Raw genomic sequence first — 24,509 nt, 5'->3', positions numbered from 1 at the left:
TTTTTTCAGAAGCCTGCCTGTAACAGGCAGAAAAGCAGTAAGGTGCCCGTGGTGGCGCGTTCGAGGAAGTGACGAATATTCACCAACGCCTGGGCCAGGTGGTTACGTACGGTATGTTGGCTGATGTTGAGCCGGGCGGCTATCTCTTCCTGCTTCAGCCCTTTTTCCTTGCTCAGCCGGTAGATGAGGCGTTGCCGGTCAGGCAGGTGGGCAATGGCCTGGTGGAGAAAACCGCGGGACTCCTTTCTCAGCAGGGCCTGCTCAGGATTGTCCGCAGACTCGCTGAAGTATTCCAGTAAAGCATCGGTAAACTGCAGGTTGTGGGATTTTTTGCGCAGTTCGTTCAGGATATGATGCCGCGCGCTGGTATAGAGGTAAGCTTTCAGGTTTTCCACGCCGGCAAGGCTGGCGCGGCTGAGCCAGATCTTGAGGAACACTTCCTGCACCATGTCTTCCGCCAGCCCGGCAGATTTGGTCATGATAAAAGCAACGTTGTAAATGTGGTGGCTGTACAGGTGAAAGAACTCGCGGAACGCAGATTCATCACCTTCGGAGAGGCGTACGGACAATGATTCCGGGTGGTGATGACGGTCCATTTTCATAACGTTGCGTGGAGTACTAAAATATATAAAACTTTTCAGCATTCGGAATAGTCCAAAGAAAAAGTACCGTTCACGGCGTGCAGTTTGTCTATGGGAATGTGTACAAGTGGCGCCAACTATGATACTGAAACAATATCAGGCCAACAGGCGGGAAAAAATAGTGCTTCCTGACGCAGGAAAAAACACATGGGCTCGATACGATCGTGCGGCTGCAGGCACTCAGGAAACAACGCAACAACCTGTTGCATTCTCCGGTTGAACCGTAACGATGTGGTAGTGGCTCGTAAGAAACTGTTAAAAGATGGCATTGATGGAATTGACAATTTCTTAATTCGATTTATCCCGAAAAGTTGACTTTTGACGGACGAAATTTTCGAACTAAAAGAGTGAATGAGGCCATTCGGCTGATATATATGCTGGATATGGAATTCCGCTAAAAAGAAAACGAGACAAACAAGGATTTCCCTCATTTGTCTCGTGTGTGCGGAGGAGGAGATTCGAACTCCCAAGCCCTTTCAGGCACTACCACCTCAAAGTAGCGCGTCTACCAATTTCGCCACCTCCGCGCTTGTTTGTGGGTTGCAAAAATAAAGCCTTTTTAATAATAAGCAAATAAATTTATTTCCGGAGCAAAATACGGAACGTCGTGCCCTTGTTCGCCTCGCTCCATTTCACCGTCAGGCGGCCTTTGTGATAGTCCTGGATGATCCGTTTCGCCAGCGACAGCCCCAGCCCCCAGCCCCGCTTTTTGGTGCTGAAACCGGGATTAAATACCTTGTCCTGCAAACTTTTCGGTATCCCCTTCCCCGTATCCGTTACATCGATACAAATATGCGCCGGGTGATTTTCGATCAGCACCGTAATGTCTCCCTTCCCTTCCATCGCGTCCAGCGCGTTTTTCAGCAGGTTTTCCAGCACCCAGTCGAACAGCGCCGGCGAGATCATCGCCATTACTTCCTCCTCGGCCGACTGCAAAGTGAACCGCACTTTTTGCGGCGCCCGCTTGCGGATGTACGCCACCATATTCGCCACCTGCTCCACCACGTTGCGCTCTTCCAGGCTGGGCACGCTGCCGATCTTGGAAAAACGCTCGCTGATCAGCTTCAGCCGGTCTACGTCTTTGCCCAGCTCGCTGGCGATGGCGACATTTTCCTCTTTGTCTTTCAGTATTTCCAGCCAGGCCTCCATCGAGCTGAGCGGCGTGCCCAGCTGGTGCGCCGTTTCTTTCGCCATGCCCACCCACACCAAGTTCTGCGTGGCCCGGTTGGTGCTGGACAATGCGAAAAGTACGATGCCGATGAACAAAGCCACCACCAGCAGCTGTATGTACGGGTAATAACGCACCTGTTTAAGGATCAGGGAATCGCCGTAATAAATGTAGTAATTGGTTTTGGCGTCGATGGCCATAATGAAAGGCGGATGCTGCTTGCGGAAAGCGGTGAGCTGCCGCGGCAGGTACTCCTTGTCGTTCATCACCTTCGCCGAATCCATATTACGATGGTCGATGATCTGGCCGTGATCGTCCGTCAGGATCAACGGAATGGTGGTATTAGTGGTAACGATCCCCACGGCCAGGTTGAGGTTCGCGTCATCCGGGGCCTGCAGCAGTTCGCGGTTGGCTTCCACCCAGGTGGCCACGTTCTTCGTTTCTTCGTGCTGTATTTTCTCGGACAGGTTGTTGACAAACCAGATAGTGGTTACAATGATGACCACCGCCACCGCTACCAGGGTAAATTTCCAGCCTATGTACTGTTTAAACATCAGTGAGTTTATAAACCACAATCGGTACCGACTGTTAACAATGAACTAATTTAGTAATATTTGGAGGCTTTGTTGCATATTTGCAACGCTAAATTATTACGTCACGGATTAAACGGAACTCTTTTGACAGTATTGCCCTCGGTAGCGGTCGTGATCCTCAATTGGAACGGAAAAGCCTTTCTCGAACGCTTTCTTCCTTCCGTATGCGCTTCCGTATATGATGGCAACCTGGAGATCTACGTGGCGGACAATGCTTCTTCAGACAACAGCGTTGCTTTCACCGAATCCGCCTTTCCACAGGTAAAGATCATCCGCAACCCCACCAACAGCGGTTTTGCAGGCGGTTACAACGAAGCCCTCCAACATGTGAAGGCCGATATTTACGTGCTGCTCAACCAGGACGTGGAAGTGGAGCCCGGCTGGATACCGCCGGTGGTGGCGCAGATGCAGGCAGACGAGCGTATTGCGGCATGCCAGCCCAAACTGCGGGCTTACCACGACCGGGAAAGTTTCGAGTACGCGGGCGCGGCCGGCGGCTGGATGGACATTCTCGGCTACACTTTCTGCCGGGGCCGCATTCTTTATACAACGGAAGAAGATAAAGGGCAATACGACAATCCGCAGGATATTTTCTGGGCAACGGGCGCTGCGCTGTTCATCCGCTCGTCCGCTTTCTGGGAAGTGGGCGGCTTCGATCCTTATTTTTTTGCGCATATGGAAGAAGTAGACCTGTGCTGGCGATTGCAGCGGGCAGATTACCGGATATGTTTCTGCCCTTCGGCCGTGGTGTACCATGTGGGCGGCGGCAGCCTTCCGCAGGGCAATCCCCGCAAATTATATCTCAATTTCCGAAACAACCTGATCATGCTCTGCAAAAACCTGCATTTCGGCGAGCAATGGATCATCCTCACACAACGCCATGTGCTGGACCTGATGGCGGCTATTAAAAGCCTGGTATCAGGCAAACCGAAAGACATGATGGCCATCTTCCGCGCCTACCGCGATTATTACCGCTGGCGCAGAACGGAAGAAAAAAACATCCGGGACACGATCCCCCGCAAACGCCTGTTCGACCTCAACGGCGTGTTTCACGGGATCATGATCTGGCGCTATTATTTCCTCAACAAACGCACTTTTTCGACCCTTTGGCACCCGAAGAAGAAATAAAAGCGATTTGGACTTTAAAAATTTGCTTTGTAAGTTTGCAGAGCGAAAAAAATGAATATGGACCAGCATACAGTTGAAAATACGAACGATTTTACCCGCGACTGGGTATCTTCCTCCCGCTTCCTGTTTTATTTGAAAATTGCCTGCATCCTGGCATTCCTGGTAGGCGGAAGTTATGCGCTCTTCGGGCACCGTTATAAAGGCAAACCTAAAGTGGCCGTTCCGGAAAGCTCCCTGTACGATCCGAAATACAAATAAATTACAGCTAAGGATATTGAGAAAAGCTGCGCAATGGCGCGGCTTTTTTTGTGCCCGGAGGGGTTATATAAAGGATAATTTTAATTGCTTTTGTAATGAAAGGGAATGGTTGTTGAAATGGCTGTTTTTTTTTTGACAGGCCCCGGAAACAGGCCGCTCGCGGCAGATCTTAAAAATACTGCTGATGAAGAAGGTTAAATGCTGATTTACCCTGGGCCGTACAGCGTTGTTCTTTGTTGTGTTTCGGCATTAAATCGCATAAAAAAGCCCGGTTGCAACAACCAGGCTTTTTGTTTTTTGAGCGGAAGACCGGGCTCGAACCGGCCACCCCGACCTTGGCAAGGTCGTGCTCTACCAAATGAGCTACTTCCGCGCTTCCCGTTTTGGGATTGCAAAAATAGGAAACAGTTTGAAATCAGCAAATAATATTTCGGATTCACGCGAAAAATTTTCTCCAACACAATATAGGCGCGGTAATGTTGTTAAAATTAAACTTTATCATTGCAGTTCATTAACGACCATTCCACCGCTATCTCATGAAAAAATATGTGCTCTACGGCACACTGTGCCTGGCTGCCTGCGGCCCCCGCAAACAACCGGCACAGCAGCCCGCAACACAGCCGCAACAAACCATATCCAGGCCGGAGAACTTCGGGGCGGACGTTGCATTCCTGGAAGAACATACCGAAACCATCGTATTGACGGACAGCACCAGCAAATCCGCCATCGCCCTTGCGCCGGCGTGGCAGGGCCGCGTGATGACCAGCACCGCCGAAGGCGACAAAGGCAAAAGCCTCGGATGGATCAACCATTCGCTTATCGCGGAGAAAAAACTGCAGCCGCACATCAATGCTTTCGGCGGGGAAGACCGCTTCTGGCTCGGCCCGGAAGGCAGCCAGAACAGCTTTTATTTCGCGCCGGGAGACACCTTCGATCTCGCACACTGGCAGGTGCCCGCAGCATTGGATTCAGAGCCCTTCAACGTAACCGCCCGCAGCAAATCGGCCGTTACCTTCGAGCGCAACATGCAATTGCCCAATTACAAAGGCCATATCTTCGATATCAAAGTTACCCGCACCGTTACGCTCATCGCGCGCCGCGACCTGCGCAACTATCTCGGCACAGACCTTCACCGCAGTGTTCACGCCGTCGGCTTTCATTCCGCCAACACCATCGTAAACGCCGGGCAGCATAAGTGGGACACGGCTTACGGCATGCCCTCCATCTGGATTCTCGGCATGTTCCCCGCCGCGGAAAAAAACACGGTGATGATCCCGCTTCGTACAGGCGGTACCGTTAAGGATGATTATTTCGGGAAAGTGCCCGCAGAAAGGCTCAAAACCAACAAAAACATCGTTTATTTCCGGGCAGACGCCAACCACCGCAGCAAGATCGGCCTGCGCCGCCAGGCCTGCTACAACGTGCTGGGCAGCTACGATGCAGCCAATAAAGTGCTTACGGTGGTGCAGTTCACCATGCCTTCGGCCTCGCACCGATACGTCAATTCTTCATGGGGCATACAGGCGAAGCCTTTTGCCGGCGATGTGATCAATGCTTACAACGACGGCCCGGCAGGCGATTCAGGCGCACAAATGGGGCGTTTCTACGAACTGGAAAGCTCTTCCCCCGCGGCCGCACTCAAACCCGGCGGCCGCCTGGAACATTATCACCGCACCATCCATCTGCAGGGCAGCGAAAAACATCTCGATCCTGTCGTGAAAAAATTATTCGGGGTCAGCCTCAAAGAAGTGGAAAATGCTTTCCGGTAGTTACATCGCCTTCACCTCGAGGTTGTAAATATCCTTCAGGCGCAGGAGGCAAAGGTCCAGGCTGGATTTGGGGATGCCGATCTCCATGCTGCAGAACAACTGGATGTCCTGGTTGAGTACGGTGCAGTTGTTCTGTTTCACCACTATCATCACATCGTTCAGGATGGTATAATCGAACACCAGCTGGTAACGCGCTTCAACGTTTTTTTGTACGGCGGGTATCAGCTGCAGCACCAGCGCGCAGGACATTTTATAGGCGTTGATCAGTCCCGGCACGCCGAGCAGCGTACCCCCGAAATAACGCACCACTATCACCAGCACGTCCGTAAGCTGTTTGCTGTCTATCTGTCCCAGGATGGGCTTGCCCGCGGAGCCGGAAGGCTCGCCGTCGTCTACTGCGCGGTATTGCAGCCCGTCTGTTCCCAGCCGGTAAGCGTAACAATGATGGGTGGCTTTGGGGTGTTCTTTTTTCACTTCCTGCAAACACTCTTTCACCTGTTCGGTGGATTTTACGGGGAACGCGAAAGCGAGGAACTTGCTTCCCCGGTCTTTAAACTCCGCTACTGCCTTCTTTTCGATCGTATAATAAACTTCCATTTTCCTGTTTTTTATGCCGGCCGGCCATACACGGCCACTTCGTCTCCCGCCACGTCCAGCTTTTCCAGCAGCCGCACTTCCCCCGTCTCCGGCGCCCGCAGGCCCTGGCCCAAAGGCTGCTGCCCGGTGATCACCCTCATTTCGTCCCAAAGGCCGCTGTGGATGAATTGCTGTAAAAGGTTCGCTCCGCCTTCCACGAGAATACTCTGCACCGATTCCGCATGCAGCAGCGCCAATACCTGGGGCACGAGGGCCTTCGAACGGTCGATTTCGTTCGCGGTGAGGAAGATGGTGCGCACCGAACCGTCGTGCACGTGAAAATCGCGGGGTATTTTGCCCCCGAGGTCGAGAATGATGCGGACGGGGCTTTTACCCGGCCAGAGCCGCGTATTCAGCCTCGGATTGTCGTTCAAAGCGGTGCGCGTGCCCACCATGATGCCCGCTTCGCGGCTTCGCCATTGATGCACCAGCCTGTCTGCATAGGGCCCGGAGATCCTCACCGGCGCGCCGTCCGGCGGAGCGATATACCCGTCCGCGCTTTGCGCCCATTTGAGCACCACGTAAGGCCGCCGCTGTTCGTGGAAGGTGAAAAAACGGCGGTTCACCTGCCTGCATTCGTCTTCCAGCAGGCCGGTGGTCACTTTTACGCCGGCGGCCCGCAGTTTTTCGATGCCTTTCCCGGCCACTTCCGAAAAGCTGTCCACACAGCCGATCACCACTTCCGGAATGTTGCGGGCAACGATCAGGTCCGCACAGGGTGGCGTTTTGCCATGATGCGCGCAGGGCTCCAGGCTTACGTACATCACCGAATGCGGGATCAGCTCCTGCAATTCCGGCTCCACGCTGTTCACGCAGTTCACTTCGGCATGGGATTCGCCGTACACCCGGTGAAAACCTTCGCCGATGATCTTTCCTTCATGCACCAGCACCGCCCCCACCATGGGATTGGGCGCTACCATTCCTTCCCCGTTGAGAGACAGGCTGATACAACGCTGCATAAAAATTTCGTGCGGATGGGCGTGCATGATTGCGGCTGAAATAATAAGTTTGTGCAAAAATATCGTTTCAACGGCGATTTTCCCGTTGATCATCCGAATATCATGACTATTCAATCTGCATTCGCCGGGGTAACGGCTGCCATCAGGCACCTGTACGACGCCCGCGAAGCCGCGAACATCGGGCACTTGCTGATGGAGCACATCACCGGCCTTGGCAAGCTGGACCGCATCGTGCATAAAGACGGCGACCTTACCCCCGCCCAGGAAAACCTTTACCAGCAAGCGCTTGCCGACCTGCTGGCACACAAGCCCATACAGCATATCACCGGCAAAAGCTGGTTCTACGGCCTCGAACTGCAGGTAAGCGACCAGGTGCTGATCCCCCGGCCCGAAACGGAAGAGCTCGTGGAATGGATCCTCAAAGACCACCCCTCCCAGCCCGCCTGGCGCCTGCTGGACATTGGCACCGGCAGCGGCTGTATTCCCATCGCCCTCAAAAAACACTGGCCCGCGGCAGACGTGTGGGCCATGGACGTGAGCCCCGGCGCCGTCAGCCTGGCCACCCGCAACGCCAGCGCGCAGCATACGCCCATCCGCTTCGTTACGCAGGACGTGCTCAGCGCGGACGCTTCGCAGGTGCTTCCTTCCCTCAATATCGTCATCAGCAACCCGCCCTACATTCCCGAACAGGAACGCGCTGAAATGCAGCCTTTGGTCACGGAATTCGAGCCTTCCCTGGCGCTGTTCGTGCCCGATAAGGACCCGCTGCTCTTCTACCGGCGCATCGCGCAGCTGGCACAGGAAAAGCTGGAACCGGGCGGCAAATTGTATTTCGAGATCCACGAATCTTTCGGCAAAGCAGTAATAGACCTGCTGGAAAAAGAAAAGTTCAGGGAAGTGGCGCTGCGGCAGGATATGTTCGGCAAAGACCGGATGATAAAAGCCGTAAAAAAATAATCCCGGCAACGCGTGCCGGGACCGGTTATTTCCGTTTGTTATACTGACCTTTTATTTCGCCGTCGGCGCATTCTGCGGGTTGGCAGTGCCCAGCACGGTTTTGGCGCCCAGTTCCCTCGCGATCTGCATTACGCCTACCACCAGCCCGATGGGCACGGTTTCTTCGGCGTTGATCACGATGGTGGGGTCTACTTCTCCCGGCGGAAGTTTGGTAACCAGCACCTGGCGCAGGCTGGGGAAATCCACCTTATTGGTGCCCACGTAATATTGCTGCCCCGCGTCGATGCTTACCACTACCGTTTGTTTTGCTTTGGTATTGCTTTTGGCCTTGGGCAACATCAGCTTGATAACGTTGGGATTGGCCAGTGAAGACACGATCAGGAAAAACAGGAGCAGGATGAACAGGATGTCGTTCAACGCGCCGCTGTGCAGTTCCGCCGTACCTTTTTTAGTCCTCCGCAAATTCATATTTACCAGTTTCGAATTATCAATGAATTATTTAGAAGGCTCCAGCAGCACGTCGATGAACTCTGAAGACGAGCCTTCCATTTTATTGATCACCTTGTCTATCTGCGCCTGCAGGTAACTGTAGCCGATATAGGCCACGAGGCCGATGATAAGGCCCGCCGCGGAGGTCACCATTTTTACGTAGATGCCGCCCGCGATGGTGCTGAGGGTGATATCTGAAGTCTGGGAGATGTTGAAAAAGGTCTGGATCATCCCGGCGATGGTGCCCAGGAAGCCGAACATCGGCGCAATGCCCGCGATGATGGCGAGTATCACGAGGTTCTTTTCCATTTTATAGATCTCCAGCTTGCCAACGTTCTCCATGGATTTTTCGATGGCGTCCGTCGGTTTGCCGATACGCTGGATGCCTTTATCGATCATCCGCGCGATAGGCCCGGCGGTGTTTTTAGACAAAGAGCGCGCGGCGCTGATATTGCCGGAGGTGATGTGATCGCGCACCATCGGCATGAAATTGTTTTCCAGCTTACCTGCCCGGGAAATAGTGATATACCTTTCCACGAACACGTATACGGCTATCACGGAAAGTATGCCCAGCGGGATCATGAGGGGGCCGCCCTTTACGATCATATCCCAGAGTTTGATTTCCTGGGGCGCTGCGGCGGCCGCATTGATGCCCGCGGCCACGGTGTCCGCCTTTGCCTGCAAAAGCGTGTCCTGCATAACTGTAACGAGTCCTAGCAACATGTATTGAATTTTATCCTTTCAAATGTGTATACCCTGAAGTATAACAAGGGTTTAAAGTAATAATAAAAACGGATTTGCCCCTGAAAATATTATCAGCTGCGTTCTTCCCAAACCTGGACGAGTTGGATGATCGTATCTACGGCCTTCTGCATGTCCTGCACGCTGATGTATTCATGTTTGCTGTGCAAAGCCATTTCGCCGGTGAAGATGTTCGGGCAGGGAAGGCCCATGAAAGACAGCCTGCTGCCGTCCGTTCCGCCCCTGATGCTCATTTTCAGCGGATCGATGCCCGCCCTTTTTATCGCTTCCTCCGCATTGGCCACTACTTGCGGATACTTATCCAGCACTTCTTTCATGTTGCGGTATTGCTCCGTCACCCTGAACTCGCCTTTCGCACCGGGGTGTTTCGCCACTTCCGTTTCCATGATCCTGCGCAGGAAAAATTCATGCCCCTGCAGCTCAGCCGTGGTGAAGTCGCGGATGATAAAATCGATCTCCGCTTTTTCGGTGATGCCCTCGATGCGCACCGGGTGTATAAAACCCTGGCGGTCTTCGGTGGTTTCGGGAGACAGGATGTCTTTCGGCAGCGCATGCAATATGTCCGCCGCGATCTTGATAGCGCTCACCAGTTTGTTTTTCGCCGCACCAGGATGCACGCTTACGCCGTGGATCACGATCTTGACGCCGTCTGCGGAAAACGTTTCGTCTTCCAGCGCGCCCAGCTCGCCGCCGTCCATCGTATACCCGAAGTCCGCTCCCAGCTTTTCCATGTTCACATGTTCCACGCCGCGGCCCACTTCTTCGTCCGGCGTAAACAAAATCCTGATCTTTCCATGTTTGATCTCCGGGTGCTGCACAAGATATTGCGCGGCATCCATGATCTCGGCCACGCCGGCTTTATTGTCCGCCCCCAGCAGCGTAGCGCCGCTGGCGGTGATGATGTCGTCTCCCTTTTTTTCCGCCAGGTAAGGATGCTCCTTTACGGAGATCACCTGTGTGGCGTCGCCCGGCAGCACGATGTCCGTTCCGTCGAAAGCCTTATGCACAATGGGTTTCACGTTGGCGCCGCTGCAATCGGGCGCCGTGTCCATATGGGCGCAAAGACAGATCACGGGCACGTTTTTATCCGTGGTGGCGGGAATGGTGGCGTACACGTAACCGTATTCGTCAGTTTCCGCGTCGGAAATGCCGATCTGCTGCAATTCCTGTACCAACAAACGGGACAGGTCTTTCTGTTTTTCGGTGGAAGGGAACGTTTTGCTGAGAGGGTCAGACTGCGTATCGATCTGCACATAGCGCAGGAAACGCTCCGTTACTGAATACACGTAATCTTTGTTCATGGCGTAAAAATAAAAAAGAAAAAAGCAGGACGATGCCCGCTTTTTTACTTTCAATATTTGTGTTGAATTGAATGCACTAAACTATTTCCACCAGTTCGATCTCGAACACCAGCGCTTCGCCGGCGAGAGGGTGGTTAGCGTCGAGGGTGATGAACTCCGCGCCGATGGCCGCCACTTTCACGGGGAACACCTGGCCCTGGGGGTTGCTCATCTGCAGTTCCATGCCTACCTCAGGATTGAGATCAGCCGGGATGTTGGCTTTGGGGAACTCCATGATCAGCTCGTCGCTTTTCGGGCCGTACGCTTCTTCCACGGGGATGTTCAGCGTTTTTTTATCGCCTGGCTTCATATCCAGCACACCATTGTCGAACCCTTTGATCACCTGCCCGGAACCTACCGTAAACTCCAGCGGGTCTCTACCTTCCGAGGAATCAAAAGTGTTGCCATTTTGTAACCGGCCGTGATAGTGAACCCTAACCTTATCTCCGGACTTAACTTGTTGCATATAAAATATTTAAAATAAGATAATAGACAGTGAAGGTACAGATTTTGTTTTTGATTTACGGTTCAGCCTCGTTATTTTGTTGCATCCAACAACCGAACGTTATGAGGATCTTCGTTTGCATACTGCTGCTAACCAGCTGTTTAACCGCATTTTCACAGAAAACGCCGCCCGTCGTTACCGGCGCGCAACGTACTGAAGCCTATATGTCTTTCCTGGAAGGCAGACGTGTCGGCATGCTCGTCAATCAAACCTCCGTGATCGCTCCCGGAATGCATCTCGTGGATTCACTGCTGAAACGCAGGGTGAACATCGTGAAGATCTTCAGCCCCGAGCACGGTTTCCGCGGGCAGGCCGATGCAGGCGAAAAAGTGAACAACAGCACCGATGAAAAAACAGGCATCCCCATTATTTCCCTTTACGGCAAACACCGCAAAGCGGATTCAACAGATCTTGCGGATGTGGACGTGCTGGTGTTCGACGTGCAGGACGTTGGCACGCGTTTCTACACTTACATTTCCACCCTCCAGGAACTGATGGAATCCGCGGCGGAAAATCATAAACCGCTCATCGTGCTGGACAGGCCCAATCCAAACGGTTTCGCCGTTAGCGGCCCCGTGCTGGACACGGCTTTCCGTTCCTTCGTGGGCATGCAGCCCATTCCCATCATGCATGGCATGACCGTTGGCGAATATGCGAAGATGCTGAACGGGGAAGGATGGCTTTCAAACAAGGCGCAATGCGACCTTACCGTCATCACCTGCCAGCATTACGATCGCAGGCTTCCTTTCGGTTATGAGATCACGATACCGCCGTCGCCGAACCTTCGCACCATGAACGCCATTCATCTTTACCCCGGCCTTTGCCTGCTGGAAGGCACCGCCGTGAGCATGGGACGCGGTACGGATAAACCTTTCGAGGTATATGGCCATCCGTCTTTCCCGAAAAATCTTTATTCGTTCACGCCGCGAAGCACGCCCGGCGCCAAATCGCCGGTGCTGAAGGGTTCCGTCTGTTACGGCTACGATCTCTCCGTCCCGCGCAAGGCGATGGTAGCTGGCGTTGACCTGCAATACCTCCTCAACGCCTACAAACTTTTCCCCGACAAGGATAAATTCTTCAACGCGTTTTTCAACAAACTGGCGGGAAATGCGGAACTGCAGGCGCAGATCAAAGCGGGGAAAAGCGCATCGGCGATCTACAAAAGCTGGCAGCCGGGCCTTAAAGCGTTCAGGAAAATCAGGAAGAAGTACCTGCTCTATCCCGACATCAGCAAATTATAAAATACCTTTGCACCCATGAGGATCATTTTTATGGGCACGCCGGAGTTTGCGGTGGCCTCCCTGGATGCGCTGGTACGGCATGGTTACGATGTGGCCGCGGTGATCACCGCGCCGGACAAGCCCGCGGGCAGAGGGTTACAGCTGCAGCAAAGCGCGGTGAAACAATACGCCGTTTCGAAAAACATTCCCGTGCTGCAGCCCGAGAAGCTGAAGAATCCCGCTTTCCTGGAAGAGTTGAGATCGTATAACGCAGACCTGCAGGTGGTGGTGGCATTCCGTATGCTGCCGGAAATGGTGTGGAATATGCCGCGCTTCGGCACGGTGAACGTTCACGCTTCACTGCTGCCGCAATACCGTGGCGCGGCGCCAATCAACTGGGCGGTGATCAACGGGGAAAAAGAATCCGGCGTTACCACTTTCAGGTTGCAGCATGAGATCGATACCGGCAATATCCTGTACGCTTCCAAAGTGCCCATCCGCGACGACGAAACCGCCGGAGAACTATACGACGCGCTGATGAAGGAAGGCGCGAAAGTATTGATCCAGACCGTATCAGCGCTTGAAAAAGGCGATATTACGGGCACCGTGCAAAACAACATCCCGCCGGAAGAATTAAAACACGCGCCGAAAATATTCAAAGAAGATTGCCGCATCGACTGGGAAATGCCGGTGGAGCGCATTTACAACCTCATCCGCGGCCTCAGCCCCTACCCTACGGCGTTCACCGTTTTGCAGGATAAAACGCTGAAGATATTCAAAGCGGAAAAAGAATTATCGCAACATTCGCACGCGCCCGGCTCCGTGCACAGCGATCAGAAAACGTACCTGAAATTCGCCGCGCCGGGCGGTTACATCCATGTAACGGACATCCAGCTGGAAGGCAAAAAAAGAATGGGCGTGGTGGAGTTTTTGAGAGGGTTCAGATTTTAAACATTGCACGATCAGCATAAAAAAAAAACCGGCAACACGAATTGCCGGTTTTTTTATTGGATTACGATCTTGGAATTATTTTTCGTCGTACGCCAGCTCGCAATAAAACCTCGGTTCGGTGATGCCCAGCGCATCCTGCGCGGCGTCGCTGAGTTTGATGATGAGGTTTGCATTGGCTTTAAGCTGCGGGATGGCGTCCAGCACTTTGGCGTAGATGGAGCGGCCCGTAAGCGGATTGGTCACTTTTACGATGGTGCCGCGCGGCGCCGTGTTGTGCAGCGCGTAATATTTCCCGGAACCTATTACCGCGTTGCTTTTGAACCAGCTGCCGGGGCCTTTTTCGCCCACGATGTCGCGGCCGTTGTTGGTCTGCTGCAGGTATTGCTGCTCGAAACCGCCTTCGGGAATCGAGGGTGTTCTGCCTACGCTGGTGGTTACCGGCGTTTCTCTTTCGACAGGTTTTGTTTCGGGCTCGGCGGATTGCGTTTTGGCTACCGGCTTGATTTCAGGTTCCACCGACTGGGAAGGCCGGGTTTCCGGCGCGGCGGGTTGCGACTTTGCCGCGGGGGGCGTTTCGGGGGCAGCGGACTGCGATGTAGGAACGGGTTTGGTTTCCGGCGCGGCGGGCTGCGAAGGTTTAGGCGTGCTCGCGGCCACATCGGGCGCGGACTTTGTGGCGGAAGGCAAAATCACGGACTGGCCGTTGCCTTTTACGTAGCCTACCACCAGGTAAGCGTCTTTCTGCACACCGTCTCCCGAAAAATGGTTCCACTCGCGCACATTTTCCAGCGGCACTTTGCCGTATTTCACATGGATCCTGTACAGGGTTTCCTTCTCGATCACACGGTGGTACACGGGCCTTACGCCGGAACCTGCGTTTTTCGCCTGCACGAAATTATTTTTATTGAGCGGTATCGTCACCTGTTTGCCAAGGCTGAGGCCCTGATCCATCTGCATTTTGTTCCTTGCGGCAATATCTTTCGGGCTGAGGCCGTAGGCGCGGCCCAGGCTGTACCAGGTCTCCCCTTTCTTCACGGTGTGCGTCAAATACAGATCGGGTGAACTGCCCTGTACGATCAGCGTATCCTGTGCGGCTACACTCATTGCACCGGTCATCAATACACCTACCAAAGCTGACTTTAACATAATTTCTAATACTTTAACGGAACGAATATATGTGTTTAATATGAATTATTGTTTATTACTGAACGGCAAAAAACTGAATTTGTTGCAGCCTCCCAAACCTTGCGGGCACTATTTCTTCACATGTTTATAAATCGGGCGTGCCGGCTTTCAGGATGCGCAATTCTTTCGGGTAATAATTGTTGACGCGGTTGGGCAGCACTTTCGCCCAGCCCAGGTTTTTCCCGTTGAAACGCATGAGGTTCCAGCCTTTCGCGGCGTTTTCCAGCGCCAGGTCTTCCTTGCGGAGGTAACGCAAAGCCTGCTCCTGCGACAATTCCGCCGCGGGCAGCCCTTCCGCCACGCAATTGCTCACCGCCAGCTGGTGATCGGGCACCAGTTCCTTCGCCGTGAGCTGGCCCGCTTTTACGCCCGCTTTGCGGATGTACAATTGTTTTTGCAGCAGCGGCATTTCTTTCGCCAACGGCAGCGTGAGCGCGATGGCTTCGCCGTTGTGCGCCATCAGCGCCATTTCCGCGCCGTTCCGCAGCCAGGGCAGTACCAGTTCCGCTTCTTTTTTCGGCAACGCGCTGAAGCCCGCTTTGAATTTCTGCGGCGAGCCGGCCGTGCCTGGCTTGCGGAAACAGGCGATAAAAAATCCTTCCCCCTTCACCTGGTCGGGATAAAAACGGTAACCCTTCGCGTGGTGCTGCCCCGAGGCCGTTTCCACGATATGCCATCCGGGCCGCAGCTGCAGCGGGATGTTTTCCATTCCGAAATTTTCGACCAGCCAGTCCATGATCTGCTCGTCTTCCTCCACGGCATACGAACAGGTGGAATAAATGAGCACCCCGCCGGGCCTGAGCGCGGGAAACACATCCGCCAGAATCCTTTGCTGGCGCTGGCTGCAGAGCATCACATTGTCCTGGCTCCATTCTTCCACCGCTTCGGGGTCGCGGCGGAAAAGGCCTGAGCCGGAGCAGGGCGCATCCACCGCCACCAGGTCGAAATATTCGGGAAGGCGCGCAAAATCGCGGGGATCGTTGTTGGTCACCACCACGTTGGCCGCGCCCCATTTGGTGAGATTGTCCGCCAGCAGCGCCGCGCGGGCCTTGATCACTTCGTTGGCCACCAGCACGCTGTCTGCATGCAGAATACCCTGTATCAATGTGCTTTTGCCGCCGGGCGCGGCACAAAGATCGAGCGCTTTGAGCGGTTCGCCGCCGGTGGTTTGGCGGATGGCCTCTTCGAGGAACATCGAAGAAGCTTCCTGCACATAATATGCGCCGGCATGAAAATACGGATCGAATGTAAAGGAAGGGCGGCTGGAAAGGTAATAACCGCCTGAGGTCCAGGGCACGGGAGTGGTTTCCAGCTGAGGGAACAATTCCTTGACATCAGTTATTTTCTGCCGCTGCAACCGGATGGAGGTTACGCGTTCCGGCGATTCGTGCACCCGGAGAAATGTTTCTTCCCGGAAACCGGGAAGCCCTTGTAATGTATCTGTGAAAGCCTTGGGTAATGCTGGCAATGTCAGTTTTTGCGCAAAGGTACTGTTTTACGGTTAGAGCGCCTTCACTTCGGCCACCAGCTGCTGCAGCACGGTTTTAGCGTCGCCGAAAAGCATGGAGGTTTTGGGCTGGAAGAACAGCTCGTTCTCAATGCCGGCGTACCCTGGTTTCATGCTGCGTTTGTTCACGATCACCATTTTCGCCAGCTCCACTTCGAGGATGGGCATGCCGTAGATCGGGCTGGAAGGATCGTTCTTCGCGGCGGGATTCACCACGTCGTTCGCGCCGAGCACCAGCACCGCGTCGGTAGTGGGCATGGCGGCGTTGGCCTGTTCCATTTCCTCAAGTTTTTCATACGGCACGTCAGCTTCCGCCAGCAACACGTTCATATGCCCGGGCATGCGGCCCGCTACGGGATGGATGGCATAATTCACTTCCACGCCGCGGTCTTCCAGCAGCTTTTCCAGCTCGTGGCACACGTGCTGCGCCTGCGCAACGGCCAGCCCGTATCCCGGCACGATCATCACTTTGCCGGCATAACGCAGCACCACCGCCGCGTCGGACAAACTGATCTCTTTATAATTTCCCTGCACTGCCGTACCGCCGCCACTTTTGGCCGAAGCGCCGAACGAGCCGATGAGCACGTTTTTGAGGGAACGGTTCATTGCCTTGCACATGAGAATGGTGAGAATGGTGCCCGCCGAACCCACGAGAATGCCGCCGGTGAGCATCACGGGATTGTTGTACAGGAAACCGCCGCAGGCCGCCGCCACGCCGGTGAAGGAGTTGAGCAGCGAGATCACCACGGGCATGTCTGCCCCGCCGATAGGCATTACGAACAGCACGCCGTATGCGATGGATAAAATGAGGATGATATAAAAAAACGCGCTCAGCCCCGCCAATGCGCCGCCGCTGGTGAGCTGCAGGCCGGCGTCGTTTATCTGCAGGTCGATGGAATAGTCGGAAGTGCTGGTATGATGGGCGGATACGAGCAACCAGACCATGAGCACCAGGATCACGCCGAGCACCGCCAGGTTCACGATATGCTGGCCTTTGAATGCAAAATCTTTGATCTTCCCGTTGAGCTTGCCCCAGGCGATCACGCTGCCGGCGAAGGAAACGCTGCCGATGATAAGCCCGAGCAGGATCACCAGCAATTTGCCGGTAACATTGGTAAAAGCGTTGTATTCAGCGCCGGCCATGATGGCCTTGAAACCCGCTACGATATTCACTTCCGCGCCGCCGTGCACGAGGTGGTTGAACTCCACGATGGAAATGAGCATGGCGCAGGCGCCGCCCATACCGTTGAACATGCTCACCATTTCCGGCATGGCGGTCATTTTCACTTTTTTGGCCGCCAGTACGCCGACCACGGAGCCGATGGCGAGGCCGGCGAATATCCAGCCATAGTTCCCCAGTTTCCGCCCGTTCTCTTCGTACAGGAAAATAGTGCCCGCGATCGCGAGGAACATGCCGGCCGCCGCTATCAGGTTGCCTTTCCGCGCGGTAGCGGGATTGCTGAGCATTTTAAGGCCGACGATGAACGTTACCGAGCCGATCAGGTAGGCGATTGCCAGGATGGAAGAAGCGCTGCCCATATGATTATTTCTTCTTTTTAAACATTTCCAACATTCTGTCCGTCACCACAAAACCGCCCACCACATTGAGCGTTCCCAATATCACCGCGAGAAACCCGAGCACCAGTGCGAGGTAATTGTCAGGTTCGGCTTTTCCCATTACGATAATGGCGCCGATGATCACCACGCCGTGTATCGCGTTGGCGCCGCTCATCAGCGGCGTATGCAGCACGGAAGGCACGCGGCCGATCACTTCGATGCCGAGAAAAATGGAAAGGATCACGACATACACCATTTCGATGTGCAGTTGTAAAAAGTCCAGTACTGCGGTCATATGCAGGGTATTTGAGTTTGAAATTGTTATACTGCGGCGGGTTGCAGCTGTTTCACGCGATCGTTCACGATCTCGCCCTTGTGCACGATGCAGGCGCCTTTCACGAGATCGTCCTCGAAATTAAGGTGCAGGGCGCCTTCTTTGGTCAGTATCAGTTTGAGGAAATTCAGCACGTTGCGGGCGTAGAGTTTGCTGGCGTCTGCCGGGGCGGCGCCCGCGAGGTCTGAATTGCCGATAACGGTCACGCCGTTATGCACAACGGTGGCCGCATCTTTCGTGATTTCCGTATTGCCCCCGGTGGCGGCGGCCAGGTCGATAATGACAGAACCGGCCCGCATGGCTTCTATCATGGCTTTGCTTATCAATATGGGAGCGGGTTTGCCGGGTATCTGCGCAGTGGTGATGATGATGTCTGCCTTTGCGGCGCTTTCCGCGATCTTCGCGGTCTGGCGGGCCTGGTAATCAGCGGATTGTTCCACCGCGTAGCCGCCCGCTTTCGACGCGTCCGCCGCGCCGTCCACTTCCACGAACTTCGCGCCGAGGCTCATCACTTCTTCCTTCACGGCCGGCCGCGTGTCGAACACTTCCACCACGGCCCCCAGCCTTCGTGCGGTGGCAATGGCCTGCAAACCGGCCACGCCCGCGCCGAGGATGAGCGCTTTGGCGGGAGGAATGCTGCCCGCCGCGGTCATGAACATCGGGAAATAACGCCCATAGGTATACGCCGCGAGCAATACGGCCTTATAACCGGCGATATTGGCCTGCGAGCTGAGCACGTCCATGCTTTGGGCGCGGGTGGTGCGGGGAATGGTGTCAAGGCTGAAAACGGTGAACTTTTTTGCGGCCCATTGCTGCATGAGCGCGGGATGATACAGGGGCTGATAAACGCCCATCCAGACCTTCCCGGCGGGAACCTGCTCCCAGTCTTCCCGGTCGGGCTGGCGGAGGGACAGCAGAAGGTCTGCCTTCTGCAACATTTCGCCGCGGGGTTTGAGCAGCGCTCCTGCTTCTGTAAACATGGCATCCGGGTAAAACGCGCCTTGGCCCGCCCCTTCTTCCACCCATACTTCCACCTGCTGTTGCACAAGCTGTTTCACGACTTCCGGAACGAGCGACACCCTGTTCTCTCCTGATTTTTCTTTCAATACGGCCAGGATCATCGGAGTTGATTTTTGCTGATGGAATTTAAAGAAAAAAGCGGAGATACCGCCCGCCGCACATAAAAAAAGCCTGCGCTGATCGTGTATCCACAGCGCAGGCCTCGGTATTATCTTTTAAACGGCCTCAGACCGTTACTGCTTCCATCTTTTCGCGGCACAAATTGCCGAGGGCCTTTACCCATACGGGATGCGTGTTCATACAGGGGATCATCACAAAGCTGTCTCCCCCGCTGCTGATGAACGTATGTTTACCTTCCACGGCGATCTCTTCCAGCGTTTCAAGGCAATCGCTCACAAAAGCCGGGCATGCCACCAGCAGCTTTTTTTTGCCCTGCGCGGGCAGCGAACGGAACGTTTCGTCCGTATAAGGCCTTATCCATTCCTCACGCCCCAGCCTGCTCTGGAAGCTCATGCTCCATTTATCCCGCGGAATGCCCAGCTCGCGCGCCACCAGCTCTGAGGTAACGGTCACCTGGTGTTTGTAGCATTGCGTATGCGCGGCGCTGTTCACATGGCAGCAATCGTTCACTTTCATGCAATGCCCGCCGGTGATGTCTCCTTTTCGTAGGTGCCTTACCGGTACCCCGTGATAGCTGAACAGCACGTGATCGTATTCTTTCTCCAGGTACGGGCGCATGCTTTCGGCCATGGCGTGGATATAATCGGGATGTTTATAAAATGGCTCCACTATTTTCAGTTCGAAAGGATACCGTTTTTTACGGTGGACCACTTTCGCGTATTCCGCGGCGGTTTCGTAGCTGCTCATGGCGTAATGCGGGTACAGCGGCACGAGTATCACGTCTTTCAGGCCGGGATGTTCTTTCATGAGTTTGTCGAACGTTTCGGCGGGCGAAGGATTGCCGTACCGCATGGTGATCTCCACCGGGATTTCCAGGTCGTGCTGCAGGGCCTTTTGCAACTGTTTTGTGAGTACGATCAGCGGCGAGCCGTCTTCCCACCAGATGCTTTTATACGCTTCCGCGCTTTTTTCCGCGCGTTTCGGCACGATCACCCCGCCCACCAGCAGCTTGCGCATCAGCCAGGGGTAATCGATCACCCGTTTGTCCATCAGAAATTCAAGCAGGTATTTCTTCACATCCGGAACGGCGGTCGAATCCGGGGAACCGAGGTTCATCAGTATAATTGCAGTATCAGACTTCGCGACCATAAGACCTAAAAAATTGATGCAAAAGTAAGCGCTTTTGATGCTTTCTCCGTCATCTTCTGTCATCGAATTGTTAGATTCATTCTTTGAAAGCCCTTGTGCATGGCAGTGTTTGAGATGACAGGCATCACGTTTGAAAGGGCGGTTTATGTCATTGATTTGTTGTAACGCAATGCAGTACAGCGTATACGGACATATGACCAAAATCATTTTTTTGAAGCCCTCTTCACCAGGGGTAGAAATGACAGATGAGTGACAGCTATGGGCGTGGTTTTGAAGCGCAGGCCTGTATTTTTGCAACCGGAAGCTTTTTTAGAATAGAATCATGCAGGTCAATCAGCCCAAAGACATATCGAATTTTCATATCGTTGGAATCAACTATAAGAAAACTGACGCTGCGATCCGTGGATTATTTGCGATTAACCAGGACCAATATCAGCAACTTTTACACGCCGCCAAGGCAGCAGGCATGGACGATCTGTTCGTGCTTTCCACCTGTAACCGCACGGAAATATACGGTTTCGCCAGCGATCCAAAGGATCTGACGGCGCTGTTGTGCGCTGCGGCCGGCGGCAACCCGCAGGTATTCGCCGAAATGGCCTATCACAAATCCGGTGAGCAGGCCATCCGCCATCTTTATCACGTGGGCACCGGGCTGGATTCCCAGATACTCGGCGATTACGAGATCATCGGTCAAATTAAGGGCGCGGCCAAGTTCGCCAAGTCGCATGGCTGTGTGGGCACTTTCCTCGAAAGGCTCGTGAACAGCGTGCTGCAGGTTTCCAAGCTCATCAAAAACGAAACGGGGCTCAGCTCCGGCACCGTATCCGTCGCATTCGCCGCGGTGAGGCTGCTGGAAAACAAAGTAGCCGATATACAACAAAAAAAGATCGTGCTGCTTGGGGTGGGCAAAATAGGCCGCAACACCTGCAAGAACATGATGGAATACTTAGGCGTGCGCAATATCACGCTGCTCAACCGCACCACCGCGGTAGCGGAAGACTTTGCGGGGCAGCACGGCCTGCAATACGCGCCTTATGAGCAGATGGACGAAGTGCTGAAAAGCGCGGACGTTATTCTCGTGGCCACCAACGCGCCCAACCCCACCATCCTCCAATCGCATGTGGAAGGCCATTCCGCCAAACTGATCGTAGACCTTTCCATTCCGTTCAACGTGGCCCCGGAAGTGCGGGAGCTGGCGCATGTGGAAGTGGTGAATGTGGACGACCTGAGCAAAGTGCAGGACGAAACCCTTCAGAAACGCCTCAACGAAGTGCCCAAAGCCATGGGCATTATCGAAGAGCACATGGAAGAGTTCCTGTACTGGTTCAAAATGCGCAAACATGCCGTAGTGCTGAAGGCCGTGAAAGAAAAACTCACCGAGATCCACGCCCGCGAAATAAAAGAGCAGAAAAACGGCGCACACTACAAGCTGGAAGACATCGAAGAAGTATCTTCCCGCATCATCCAGAAAATGATCAATCTGATGGCCGGGAAAGTGCGCCGTGAAGCTGAATCCGACAAAGGCGACCAATACATCGCCATGATCAGCGAAATATTCGAGACAGGCAATAACCAGGAATAAGCAATGGACAAAGTTATCAGGATAGGTACACGGGAAAGCCAGCTCGCACTGTGGCAGGCTAACCTGGTGAAAGATCTTTTGACCGCTAACGGTCATTCCGCGGAACTGGTCCCCATCAAAAGCGACGGGGACATCGACCTCATTACCCCGCTTTACGAAATAGGCGTGCAGGGCATTTTCACCAAAAGCCTCGACGCCGCGATGCTCGCCAACCGGATAGACATCGCCGTGCATTCCTTCAAAGACGTGCCTACCCAGCTGCCGAAAGGCCTCATGAACGCCGCCGTGATCGAACGCGGCAACGTAAAAGACCTGCTGGTATACAAAAACGATACGGATTTCCTCAACGATACGGCATACACCGCCAACATCGCCACCAGCAGCATCCGCCGCAAAGCGCAGTGGCTCAGGCGTTACCCGCAGCACCAATTGCACAACCTGCGCGGCAATGTGAACACCCGGCTGCAAAAGCTGGCTTCCGAGAACTGGGACGCGGCCATTTTCGCCGCCGCCGGCCTGGAGCGGATCAACGTAAGGCCCGCCAATTCGGTGATTCTCAACTGGATGCTGCCCGCCCCCGCGCAGGGCGCCATTGTGGTAGCCTGCCGCGAAAACGACGGCTTCTGCCGCGAAGCCCTCGCCCCCCTCAATCATACTGAAACCGCACTTTGCACCAGCATAGAAAGAGCATTCCTCCGCACCCTTCTCGGCGGCTGCACCACGCCCATCAGCGCTTACGCGTATGTGAGCGATGGCCGGGTCGTTTTTGAGGGCAACCTTTGCAGCCTTAATGGCGACCGCAGCATCACCGTTACCCGGCAGGCGCCCGTGGAAACGGCCGGCGGCATCGGGAAAGACGCGGCGGAAGAAGTGCTGGCAAAAGGCGGCGACATTATCATTGAAGCCATCAGGAATGCCCAGGCATAAATACCGCATATTAAGCACAAAACCGCTGCCCCAGGAGCTGGTGCACATGGCCGCCGAACATGACATCGCCATACTGGCGCAGGCTTTCATCGACGTACAGCCGGTGATAACGCCGGATATGCGCAAACACATCCAGGAGCTGGCGTCAACTGGCACCGTGCTCGTGTTCACCAGTCCTAACGCCGTAAAGTTCGTCACCGGCGTGTGGATGCACGACGAAAACAGCCTGGCTGCACGCCACCGCGTGTATTGCCTGGAAGGCGCCACCCGGCAGGCCGCGGAAGAAAGGATGCGCAACGTAGTGATCGAAGGCACGGCCGCCAATTCGCTGGAACTGGCGAAACGTATCGTACGGGACGGCATTACGGGCAAGGTGATCTTTTTCAGCGGCAACATCCGCCGGCCGGACCTGCCGGATTACCTGCAGGAAAATGGCATTGCGCTGGAGGAAATGGTGGTATACAATACGGTGGAAACGCCCGCCGCGCTGGATGAAGATTACGACGGCGTGATGTTTTTCAGTCCCAGCAGCGTGCGCAGTTTTTTCACCAGCAATTCGCTGCCGGCCGATACGGCATGTTTCGCCATCGGCAGCACCACGGCCACCGCCATCGCGGCGTTTACGGCCAACCGGGTGATCACCAGCCCCGGGCCCTCCGTGGCCAAGCTGGTCGAAACAGCTATTTTTTACTTTGACAATATCAATTGCTACGAATGAGCGGATTACAGAATGACTTACTGCTGAAAGCGCTGGCCGGGGCCCCGGTTTCCCGCCCGCCTGTATGGATGATGCGCCAGGCCGGCCGTTTCCTGCCCGATTATATCAAACTGCGCGATAAATATTCCTTCTTCGAACGTTGCCAGACGCCCGAACTGGCCACCGAGATCACCGTAATGCCGGTAGACCAGGTAGGCGTAGACGCCGCCATCATCTTCTCCGACATCCTCGTGGTGCCGCAGGCGATGGGCATGGAAGTGCAGCTGGTGGAAAAGGTGGGCCCGCTGCTGCCGCAACCCATCAAATCCGCCGCAGACCTGGCCCGCATCGAAATACCCGATGTGAACGACCGTCTGCATTATGTAATGGACGCGCTGAAGCTCACCAAACAAACGCTGGCGGGCCGCGTGCCCCTCATCGGGTTTGCCGGCGCGCCCTGGACGCTGCTGTGTTACATGGTGCAGGGCAAAGGCTCCAAAACTTTCGACGAAGCAAAAACATTCTGTTATACACAGCCGGAAGTGGCGCATGAGCTGCTTAACCGTGTGACCGAAACCACCATCGCCTACCTGAAAGCGCAGGTGCTGGCCGGCGCGGACGTGGTGCAGATATTCGATTCATGGGGAGGGCTGCTGAGCCCGGAAGACTTCGAAGAGTTTTCTCTCCGCTACATCCGCCGCATCGTGGCTGCTTTGCAGGGCGTTGCCCCGGTGATCGTGTTCGCCAAAGGCGCATGGTTCGCGCTGGAAGAAATGGCCGCCACCGGCGCGCAGGGCCTCGGCCTCGACTGGTGCATCAAACCGCAGCTGGCACGCCAGTTTGCCGGCCCCGGCGTAACTTTGCAGGGCAACTTCGATCCCGCACAGCTGATGAAGCCGATCCCGGAGATACAGAAATCCGTGAAAAATATGATCAACGCGTTTGGCCCGCAACGTTACATCGCCAACCTGGGCCACGGCATTTTGCCCAACATCCCCGTCGATCACGCGAAAGCGTTCGTGGAAGCGGTGAAGAGTTTTGCTTAAATTGACCAG

General features: G+C 54.7%; 24 protein-coding genes and 2 tRNA genes. 10 read left to right on the top strand and 16 right to left on the bottom strand.

Annotation, left to right across the window (positions count from 1 at the left end; all coding sequences use genetic code 11):
* Positions 1-5 precede the first annotated feature (5 nt).
* The 3 genes from J7I43_RS03150 to J7I43_RS03140 form a co-directional block, all read right to left on the bottom strand.
* A complete protein-coding gene (locus J7I43_RS03150; RefSeq protein WP_209143135.1) occupies positions 6-602 on the bottom strand; it encodes an RNA polymerase sigma factor in 597 nt (198 codons plus the stop codon).
* A gap of 482 nt (positions 603-1,084) precedes the next feature.
* Positions 1,085-1,168, bottom strand: a tRNA-Leu gene (locus J7I43_RS03145).
* Between the two features lie 52 nt (positions 1,169-1,220).
* Positions 1,221-2,363, bottom strand: coding sequence for a sensor histidine kinase (locus tag J7I43_RS03140; RefSeq protein WP_209143133.1), 1,143 nt, complete (start codon positions 2,361-2,363; stop codon positions 1,221-1,223).
* Positions 2,364-2,486: 123 nt separating this feature from the next.
* On the opposite strand from J7I43_RS03140, the gene J7I43_RS03135 reads away from it, so the two are divergent.
* On the top strand, positions 2,487-3,530 hold the full coding sequence (locus J7I43_RS03135; RefSeq protein WP_209143131.1) for a glycosyltransferase family 2 protein: 1,044 nt from the start codon (positions 2,487-2,489) through the stop codon (positions 3,528-3,530).
* A gap of 57 nt (positions 3,531-3,587) precedes the next feature.
* A complete protein-coding gene (locus J7I43_RS03130) occupies positions 3,588-3,788 on the top strand; it encodes a hypothetical protein (RefSeq protein WP_209143129.1) in 201 nt (66 codons plus the stop codon).
* A gap of 300 nt (positions 3,789-4,088) precedes the next feature.
* On the opposite strand, the gene J7I43_RS03125 is transcribed toward J7I43_RS03130, so the two are convergent.
* Positions 4,089-4,161: transfer RNA gene (locus J7I43_RS03125), tRNA-Gly, on the bottom strand.
* A gap of 163 nt (positions 4,162-4,324) precedes the next feature.
* Here J7I43_RS03125 and J7I43_RS03120 point away from each other — a divergent pair.
* Positions 4,325-5,557: a DUF6786 family protein gene (locus J7I43_RS03120; RefSeq protein WP_209143127.1), complete on the top strand. Its 1,233-nt coding sequence runs from the start codon at positions 4,325-4,327 to the stop codon at positions 5,555-5,557.
* On the opposite strand, the gene J7I43_RS03115 is transcribed toward J7I43_RS03120, so the two are convergent.
* Complete coding sequence (locus tag J7I43_RS03115; RefSeq protein WP_209143125.1) at positions 5,558-6,154, bottom strand: IMPACT family protein; 597 nt, start codon at positions 6,152-6,154, stop codon at positions 5,558-5,560. It lies immediately after the preceding gene.
* A gap of 11 nt (positions 6,155-6,165) precedes the next feature.
* Entirely contained in the window at positions 6,166-7,152 is a 987-nt protein-coding gene (gene ribD, locus J7I43_RS03110) for a bifunctional diaminohydroxyphosphoribosylaminopyrimidine deaminase/5-amino-6-(5-phosphoribosylamino)uracil reductase RibD (protein WP_209143123.1), read from the bottom strand.
* Positions 7,153-7,254: 102 nt separating this feature from the next.
* Here ribD and prmC point away from each other — a divergent pair, with 102 nt between their 5' ends.
* Positions 7,255-8,109 carry a peptide chain release factor N(5)-glutamine methyltransferase gene (gene prmC, locus J7I43_RS03105; protein ID WP_209143121.1) on the top strand — a complete coding sequence of 285 codons (855 nt, stop codon included), beginning with the start codon at positions 7,255-7,257 and terminating at the stop codon, positions 8,107-8,109.
* 51 nt (positions 8,110-8,160) lie between these two features.
* On the opposite strand, the gene J7I43_RS03100 is transcribed toward prmC, so the two are convergent.
* The 4 genes from J7I43_RS03100 to J7I43_RS03085 form a co-directional block, all read right to left on the bottom strand.
* Complete coding sequence (locus tag J7I43_RS03100; RefSeq protein WP_209143119.1) at positions 8,161-8,577, bottom strand: ExbD/TolR family protein; 417 nt, start codon at positions 8,575-8,577, stop codon at positions 8,161-8,163.
* A 27-nt stretch (positions 8,578-8,604) separates the two neighbouring features.
* On the bottom strand, positions 8,605-9,321 hold the full coding sequence (locus tag J7I43_RS03095; RefSeq protein ID WP_209143117.1) for a MotA/TolQ/ExbB proton channel family protein: 717 nt from the start codon (positions 9,319-9,321) through the stop codon (positions 8,605-8,607).
* A 92-nt stretch (positions 9,322-9,413) separates the two neighbouring features.
* Positions 9,414-10,661 carry a peptidase T gene (gene pepT / locus J7I43_RS03090; protein WP_209143116.1) on the bottom strand — a complete coding sequence of 416 codons (1,248 nt, stop codon included), beginning with the start codon at positions 10,659-10,661 and terminating at the stop codon, positions 9,414-9,416.
* 76 nt (positions 10,662-10,737) lie between these two features.
* Positions 10,738-11,166, bottom strand: coding sequence for an FKBP-type peptidyl-prolyl cis-trans isomerase (locus tag J7I43_RS03085; RefSeq protein WP_209143114.1), 429 nt, complete (start codon positions 11,164-11,166; stop codon positions 10,738-10,740).
* Between the two features lie 101 nt (positions 11,167-11,267).
* On the opposite strand from J7I43_RS03085, the gene J7I43_RS03080 reads away from it, so the two are divergent.
* Positions 11,268-12,446, top strand: coding sequence for an exo-beta-N-acetylmuramidase NamZ family protein (locus J7I43_RS03080; protein WP_209143112.1), 1,179 nt, complete (start codon positions 11,268-11,270; stop codon positions 12,444-12,446).
* 15 nt (positions 12,447-12,461) lie between these two features.
* The gene (fmt, locus tag J7I43_RS03075; protein WP_209143110.1) at positions 12,462-13,376 is read left to right on the top strand and encodes a methionyl-tRNA formyltransferase; all 915 of its coding nucleotides are present in this window, start codon (positions 12,462-12,464) and stop codon (positions 13,374-13,376) included.
* A 75-nt stretch (positions 13,377-13,451) separates the two neighbouring features.
* Here the strand turns inward: fmt and J7I43_RS03070 are convergent, their stop codons facing one another.
* The 6 genes from J7I43_RS03070 to hemH form a co-directional block, all read right to left on the bottom strand.
* Positions 13,452-14,522, bottom strand: coding sequence for a LysM peptidoglycan-binding domain-containing protein (locus J7I43_RS03070; RefSeq protein ID WP_209143108.1), 1,071 nt, complete (start codon positions 14,520-14,522; stop codon positions 13,452-13,454).
* A gap of 124 nt (positions 14,523-14,646) precedes the next feature.
* Positions 14,647-16,029, bottom strand: a complete 1,383-nt coding sequence (locus J7I43_RS03065; RefSeq protein WP_209143106.1) for a methyltransferase RsmF C-terminal domain-like protein — start codon at positions 16,027-16,029, stop codon at positions 14,647-14,649.
* Positions 16,030-16,062: 33 nt separating this feature from the next.
* Positions 16,063-17,607: an NAD(P)(+) transhydrogenase (Re/Si-specific) subunit beta gene (locus tag J7I43_RS03060; RefSeq protein WP_209143104.1), complete on the bottom strand. Its 1,545-nt coding sequence runs from the start codon at positions 17,605-17,607 to the stop codon at positions 16,063-16,065.
* Between the two features lie 4 nt (positions 17,608-17,611).
* A complete protein-coding gene (locus J7I43_RS03055) occupies positions 17,612-17,920 on the bottom strand; it encodes an NAD(P) transhydrogenase subunit alpha (RefSeq protein WP_236023283.1) in 309 nt (102 codons plus the stop codon).
* 26 nt (positions 17,921-17,946) lie between these two features.
* Positions 17,947-19,080 (bottom strand): Re/Si-specific NAD(P)(+) transhydrogenase subunit alpha, encoded by a 1,134-nt coding sequence (locus tag J7I43_RS03050; protein ID WP_209143102.1) that lies wholly within the window; start codon positions 19,078-19,080, stop codon positions 17,947-17,949.
* 124 nt (positions 19,081-19,204) lie between these two features.
* Entirely contained in the window at positions 19,205-20,248 is a 1,044-nt protein-coding gene (hemH, locus tag J7I43_RS03045; protein ID WP_209143100.1) for a ferrochelatase, read from the bottom strand.
* 322 nt (positions 20,249-20,570) lie between these two features.
* Here hemH and hemA point away from each other — a divergent pair, with 322 nt between their 5' ends.
* From hemA to hemE, 4 genes are read left to right on the top strand one after another with little or no spacing between them, the layout of a single operon-like run.
* The gene (gene hemA / locus J7I43_RS03040; RefSeq protein WP_209143098.1) at positions 20,571-21,830 is read left to right on the top strand and encodes a glutamyl-tRNA reductase; all 1,260 of its coding nucleotides are present in this window, start codon (positions 20,571-20,573) and stop codon (positions 21,828-21,830) included.
* Positions 21,831-21,833: 3 nt separating this feature from the next.
* Entirely contained in the window at positions 21,834-22,757 is a 924-nt protein-coding gene (hemC, locus tag J7I43_RS03035) for a hydroxymethylbilane synthase (protein WP_209143095.1), read from the top strand.
* On the top strand, positions 22,744-23,475 hold the full coding sequence (locus J7I43_RS03030; RefSeq protein ID WP_209143093.1) for a uroporphyrinogen-III synthase: 732 nt from the start codon (positions 22,744-22,746) through the stop codon (positions 23,473-23,475). The genes hemC and J7I43_RS03030 overlap by 14 nt, the downstream gene beginning before the upstream one ends.
* Positions 23,472-24,500 carry a uroporphyrinogen decarboxylase gene (gene hemE, locus J7I43_RS03025; RefSeq protein ID WP_209143091.1) on the top strand — a complete coding sequence of 343 codons (1,029 nt, stop codon included), beginning with the start codon at positions 23,472-23,474 and terminating at the stop codon, positions 24,498-24,500. Before J7I43_RS03030 ends, hemE begins: the two co-directional genes overlap by 4 nt.
* The last annotated feature ends 9 nt before the right edge of the window (positions 24,501-24,509 follow it).

Source organism: Chitinophaga chungangae, assembly GCF_017742215.1.
GTDB classification, from domain to species: domain Bacteria; phylum Bacteroidota; class Bacteroidia; order Chitinophagales; family Chitinophagaceae; genus Chitinophaga; species Chitinophaga chungangae.
This window is presented reverse-complemented; position numbering and strand designations above follow the sequence as displayed.

Excerpts from the sequence above, each read along its gene's own strand:
- J7I43_RS03150 (WP_209143135.1), bottom strand. The coding sequence starts at position 602 with ATGAAAATGGACCGTCATCACCACCCGGAATCATTGTCCGTACGCCTC.
- J7I43_RS03140 (WP_209143133.1), bottom strand. The coding sequence starts at position 2,363 with ATGTTTAAACAGTACATAGGCTGGAAATTTACCCTGGTAGCGGTGGCG.
- J7I43_RS03130 (WP_209143129.1), top strand. The coding sequence starts at position 3,588 with ATGGACCAGCATACAGTTGAAAATACGAACGATTTTACCCGCGACTGG.
- J7I43_RS03120 (WP_209143127.1), top strand. The coding sequence starts at position 4,325 with ATGAAAAAATATGTGCTCTACGGCACACTGTGCCTGGCTGCCTGCGGC.
- J7I43_RS03115 (WP_209143125.1), bottom strand. The coding sequence starts at position 6,154 with ATGGAAGTTTATTATACGATCGAAAAGAAGGCAGTAGCGGAGTTTAAA.
- ribD (WP_209143123.1), bottom strand. The coding sequence starts at position 7,152 with ATGCAGCGTTGTATCAGCCTGTCTCTCAACGGGGAAGGAATGGTAGCG.
- prmC (WP_209143121.1), top strand. The coding sequence starts at position 7,255 with ATGACTATTCAATCTGCATTCGCCGGGGTAACGGCTGCCATCAGGCAC.
- J7I43_RS03100 (WP_209143119.1), bottom strand. The coding sequence starts at position 8,577 with ATGAATTTGCGGAGGACTAAAAAAGGTACGGCGGAACTGCACAGCGGC.
- J7I43_RS03095 (WP_209143117.1), bottom strand. The coding sequence starts at position 9,321 with ATGTTGCTAGGACTCGTTACAGTTATGCAGGACACGCTTTTGCAGGCA.
- pepT (WP_209143116.1), bottom strand. The coding sequence starts at position 10,661 with ATGAACAAAGATTACGTGTATTCAGTAACGGAGCGTTTCCTGCGCTAT.
- J7I43_RS03085 (WP_209143114.1), bottom strand. The coding sequence starts at position 11,166 with ATGCAACAAGTTAAGTCCGGAGATAAGGTTAGGGTTCACTATCACGGC.
- J7I43_RS03080 (WP_209143112.1), top strand. The coding sequence starts at position 11,268 with ATGAGGATCTTCGTTTGCATACTGCTGCTAACCAGCTGTTTAACCGCA.
- fmt (WP_209143110.1), top strand. The coding sequence starts at position 12,462 with ATGAGGATCATTTTTATGGGCACGCCGGAGTTTGCGGTGGCCTCCCTG.
- J7I43_RS03070 (WP_209143108.1), bottom strand. The coding sequence starts at position 14,522 with ATGTTAAAGTCAGCTTTGGTAGGTGTATTGATGACCGGTGCAATGAGT.
- J7I43_RS03060 (WP_209143104.1), bottom strand. The coding sequence starts at position 17,607 with ATGGGCAGCGCTTCTTCCATCCTGGCAATCGCCTACCTGATCGGCTCG.
- J7I43_RS03055 (WP_236023283.1), bottom strand. The coding sequence starts at position 17,920 with ATGACCGCAGTACTGGACTTTTTACAACTGCACATCGAAATGGTGTAT.
- J7I43_RS03050 (WP_209143102.1), bottom strand. The coding sequence starts at position 19,080 with ATGATCCTGGCCGTATTGAAAGAAAAATCAGGAGAGAACAGGGTGTCG.
- hemH (WP_209143100.1), bottom strand. The coding sequence starts at position 20,248 with ATGGTCGCGAAGTCTGATACTGCAATTATACTGATGAACCTCGGTTCC.
- hemA (WP_209143098.1), top strand. The coding sequence starts at position 20,571 with ATGCAGGTCAATCAGCCCAAAGACATATCGAATTTTCATATCGTTGGA.
- hemC (WP_209143095.1), top strand. The coding sequence starts at position 21,834 with ATGGACAAAGTTATCAGGATAGGTACACGGGAAAGCCAGCTCGCACTG.
- J7I43_RS03030 (WP_209143093.1), top strand. The coding sequence starts at position 22,744 with ATGCCCAGGCATAAATACCGCATATTAAGCACAAAACCGCTGCCCCAG.
- hemE (WP_209143091.1), top strand. The coding sequence starts at position 23,472 with ATGAGCGGATTACAGAATGACTTACTGCTGAAAGCGCTGGCCGGGGCC.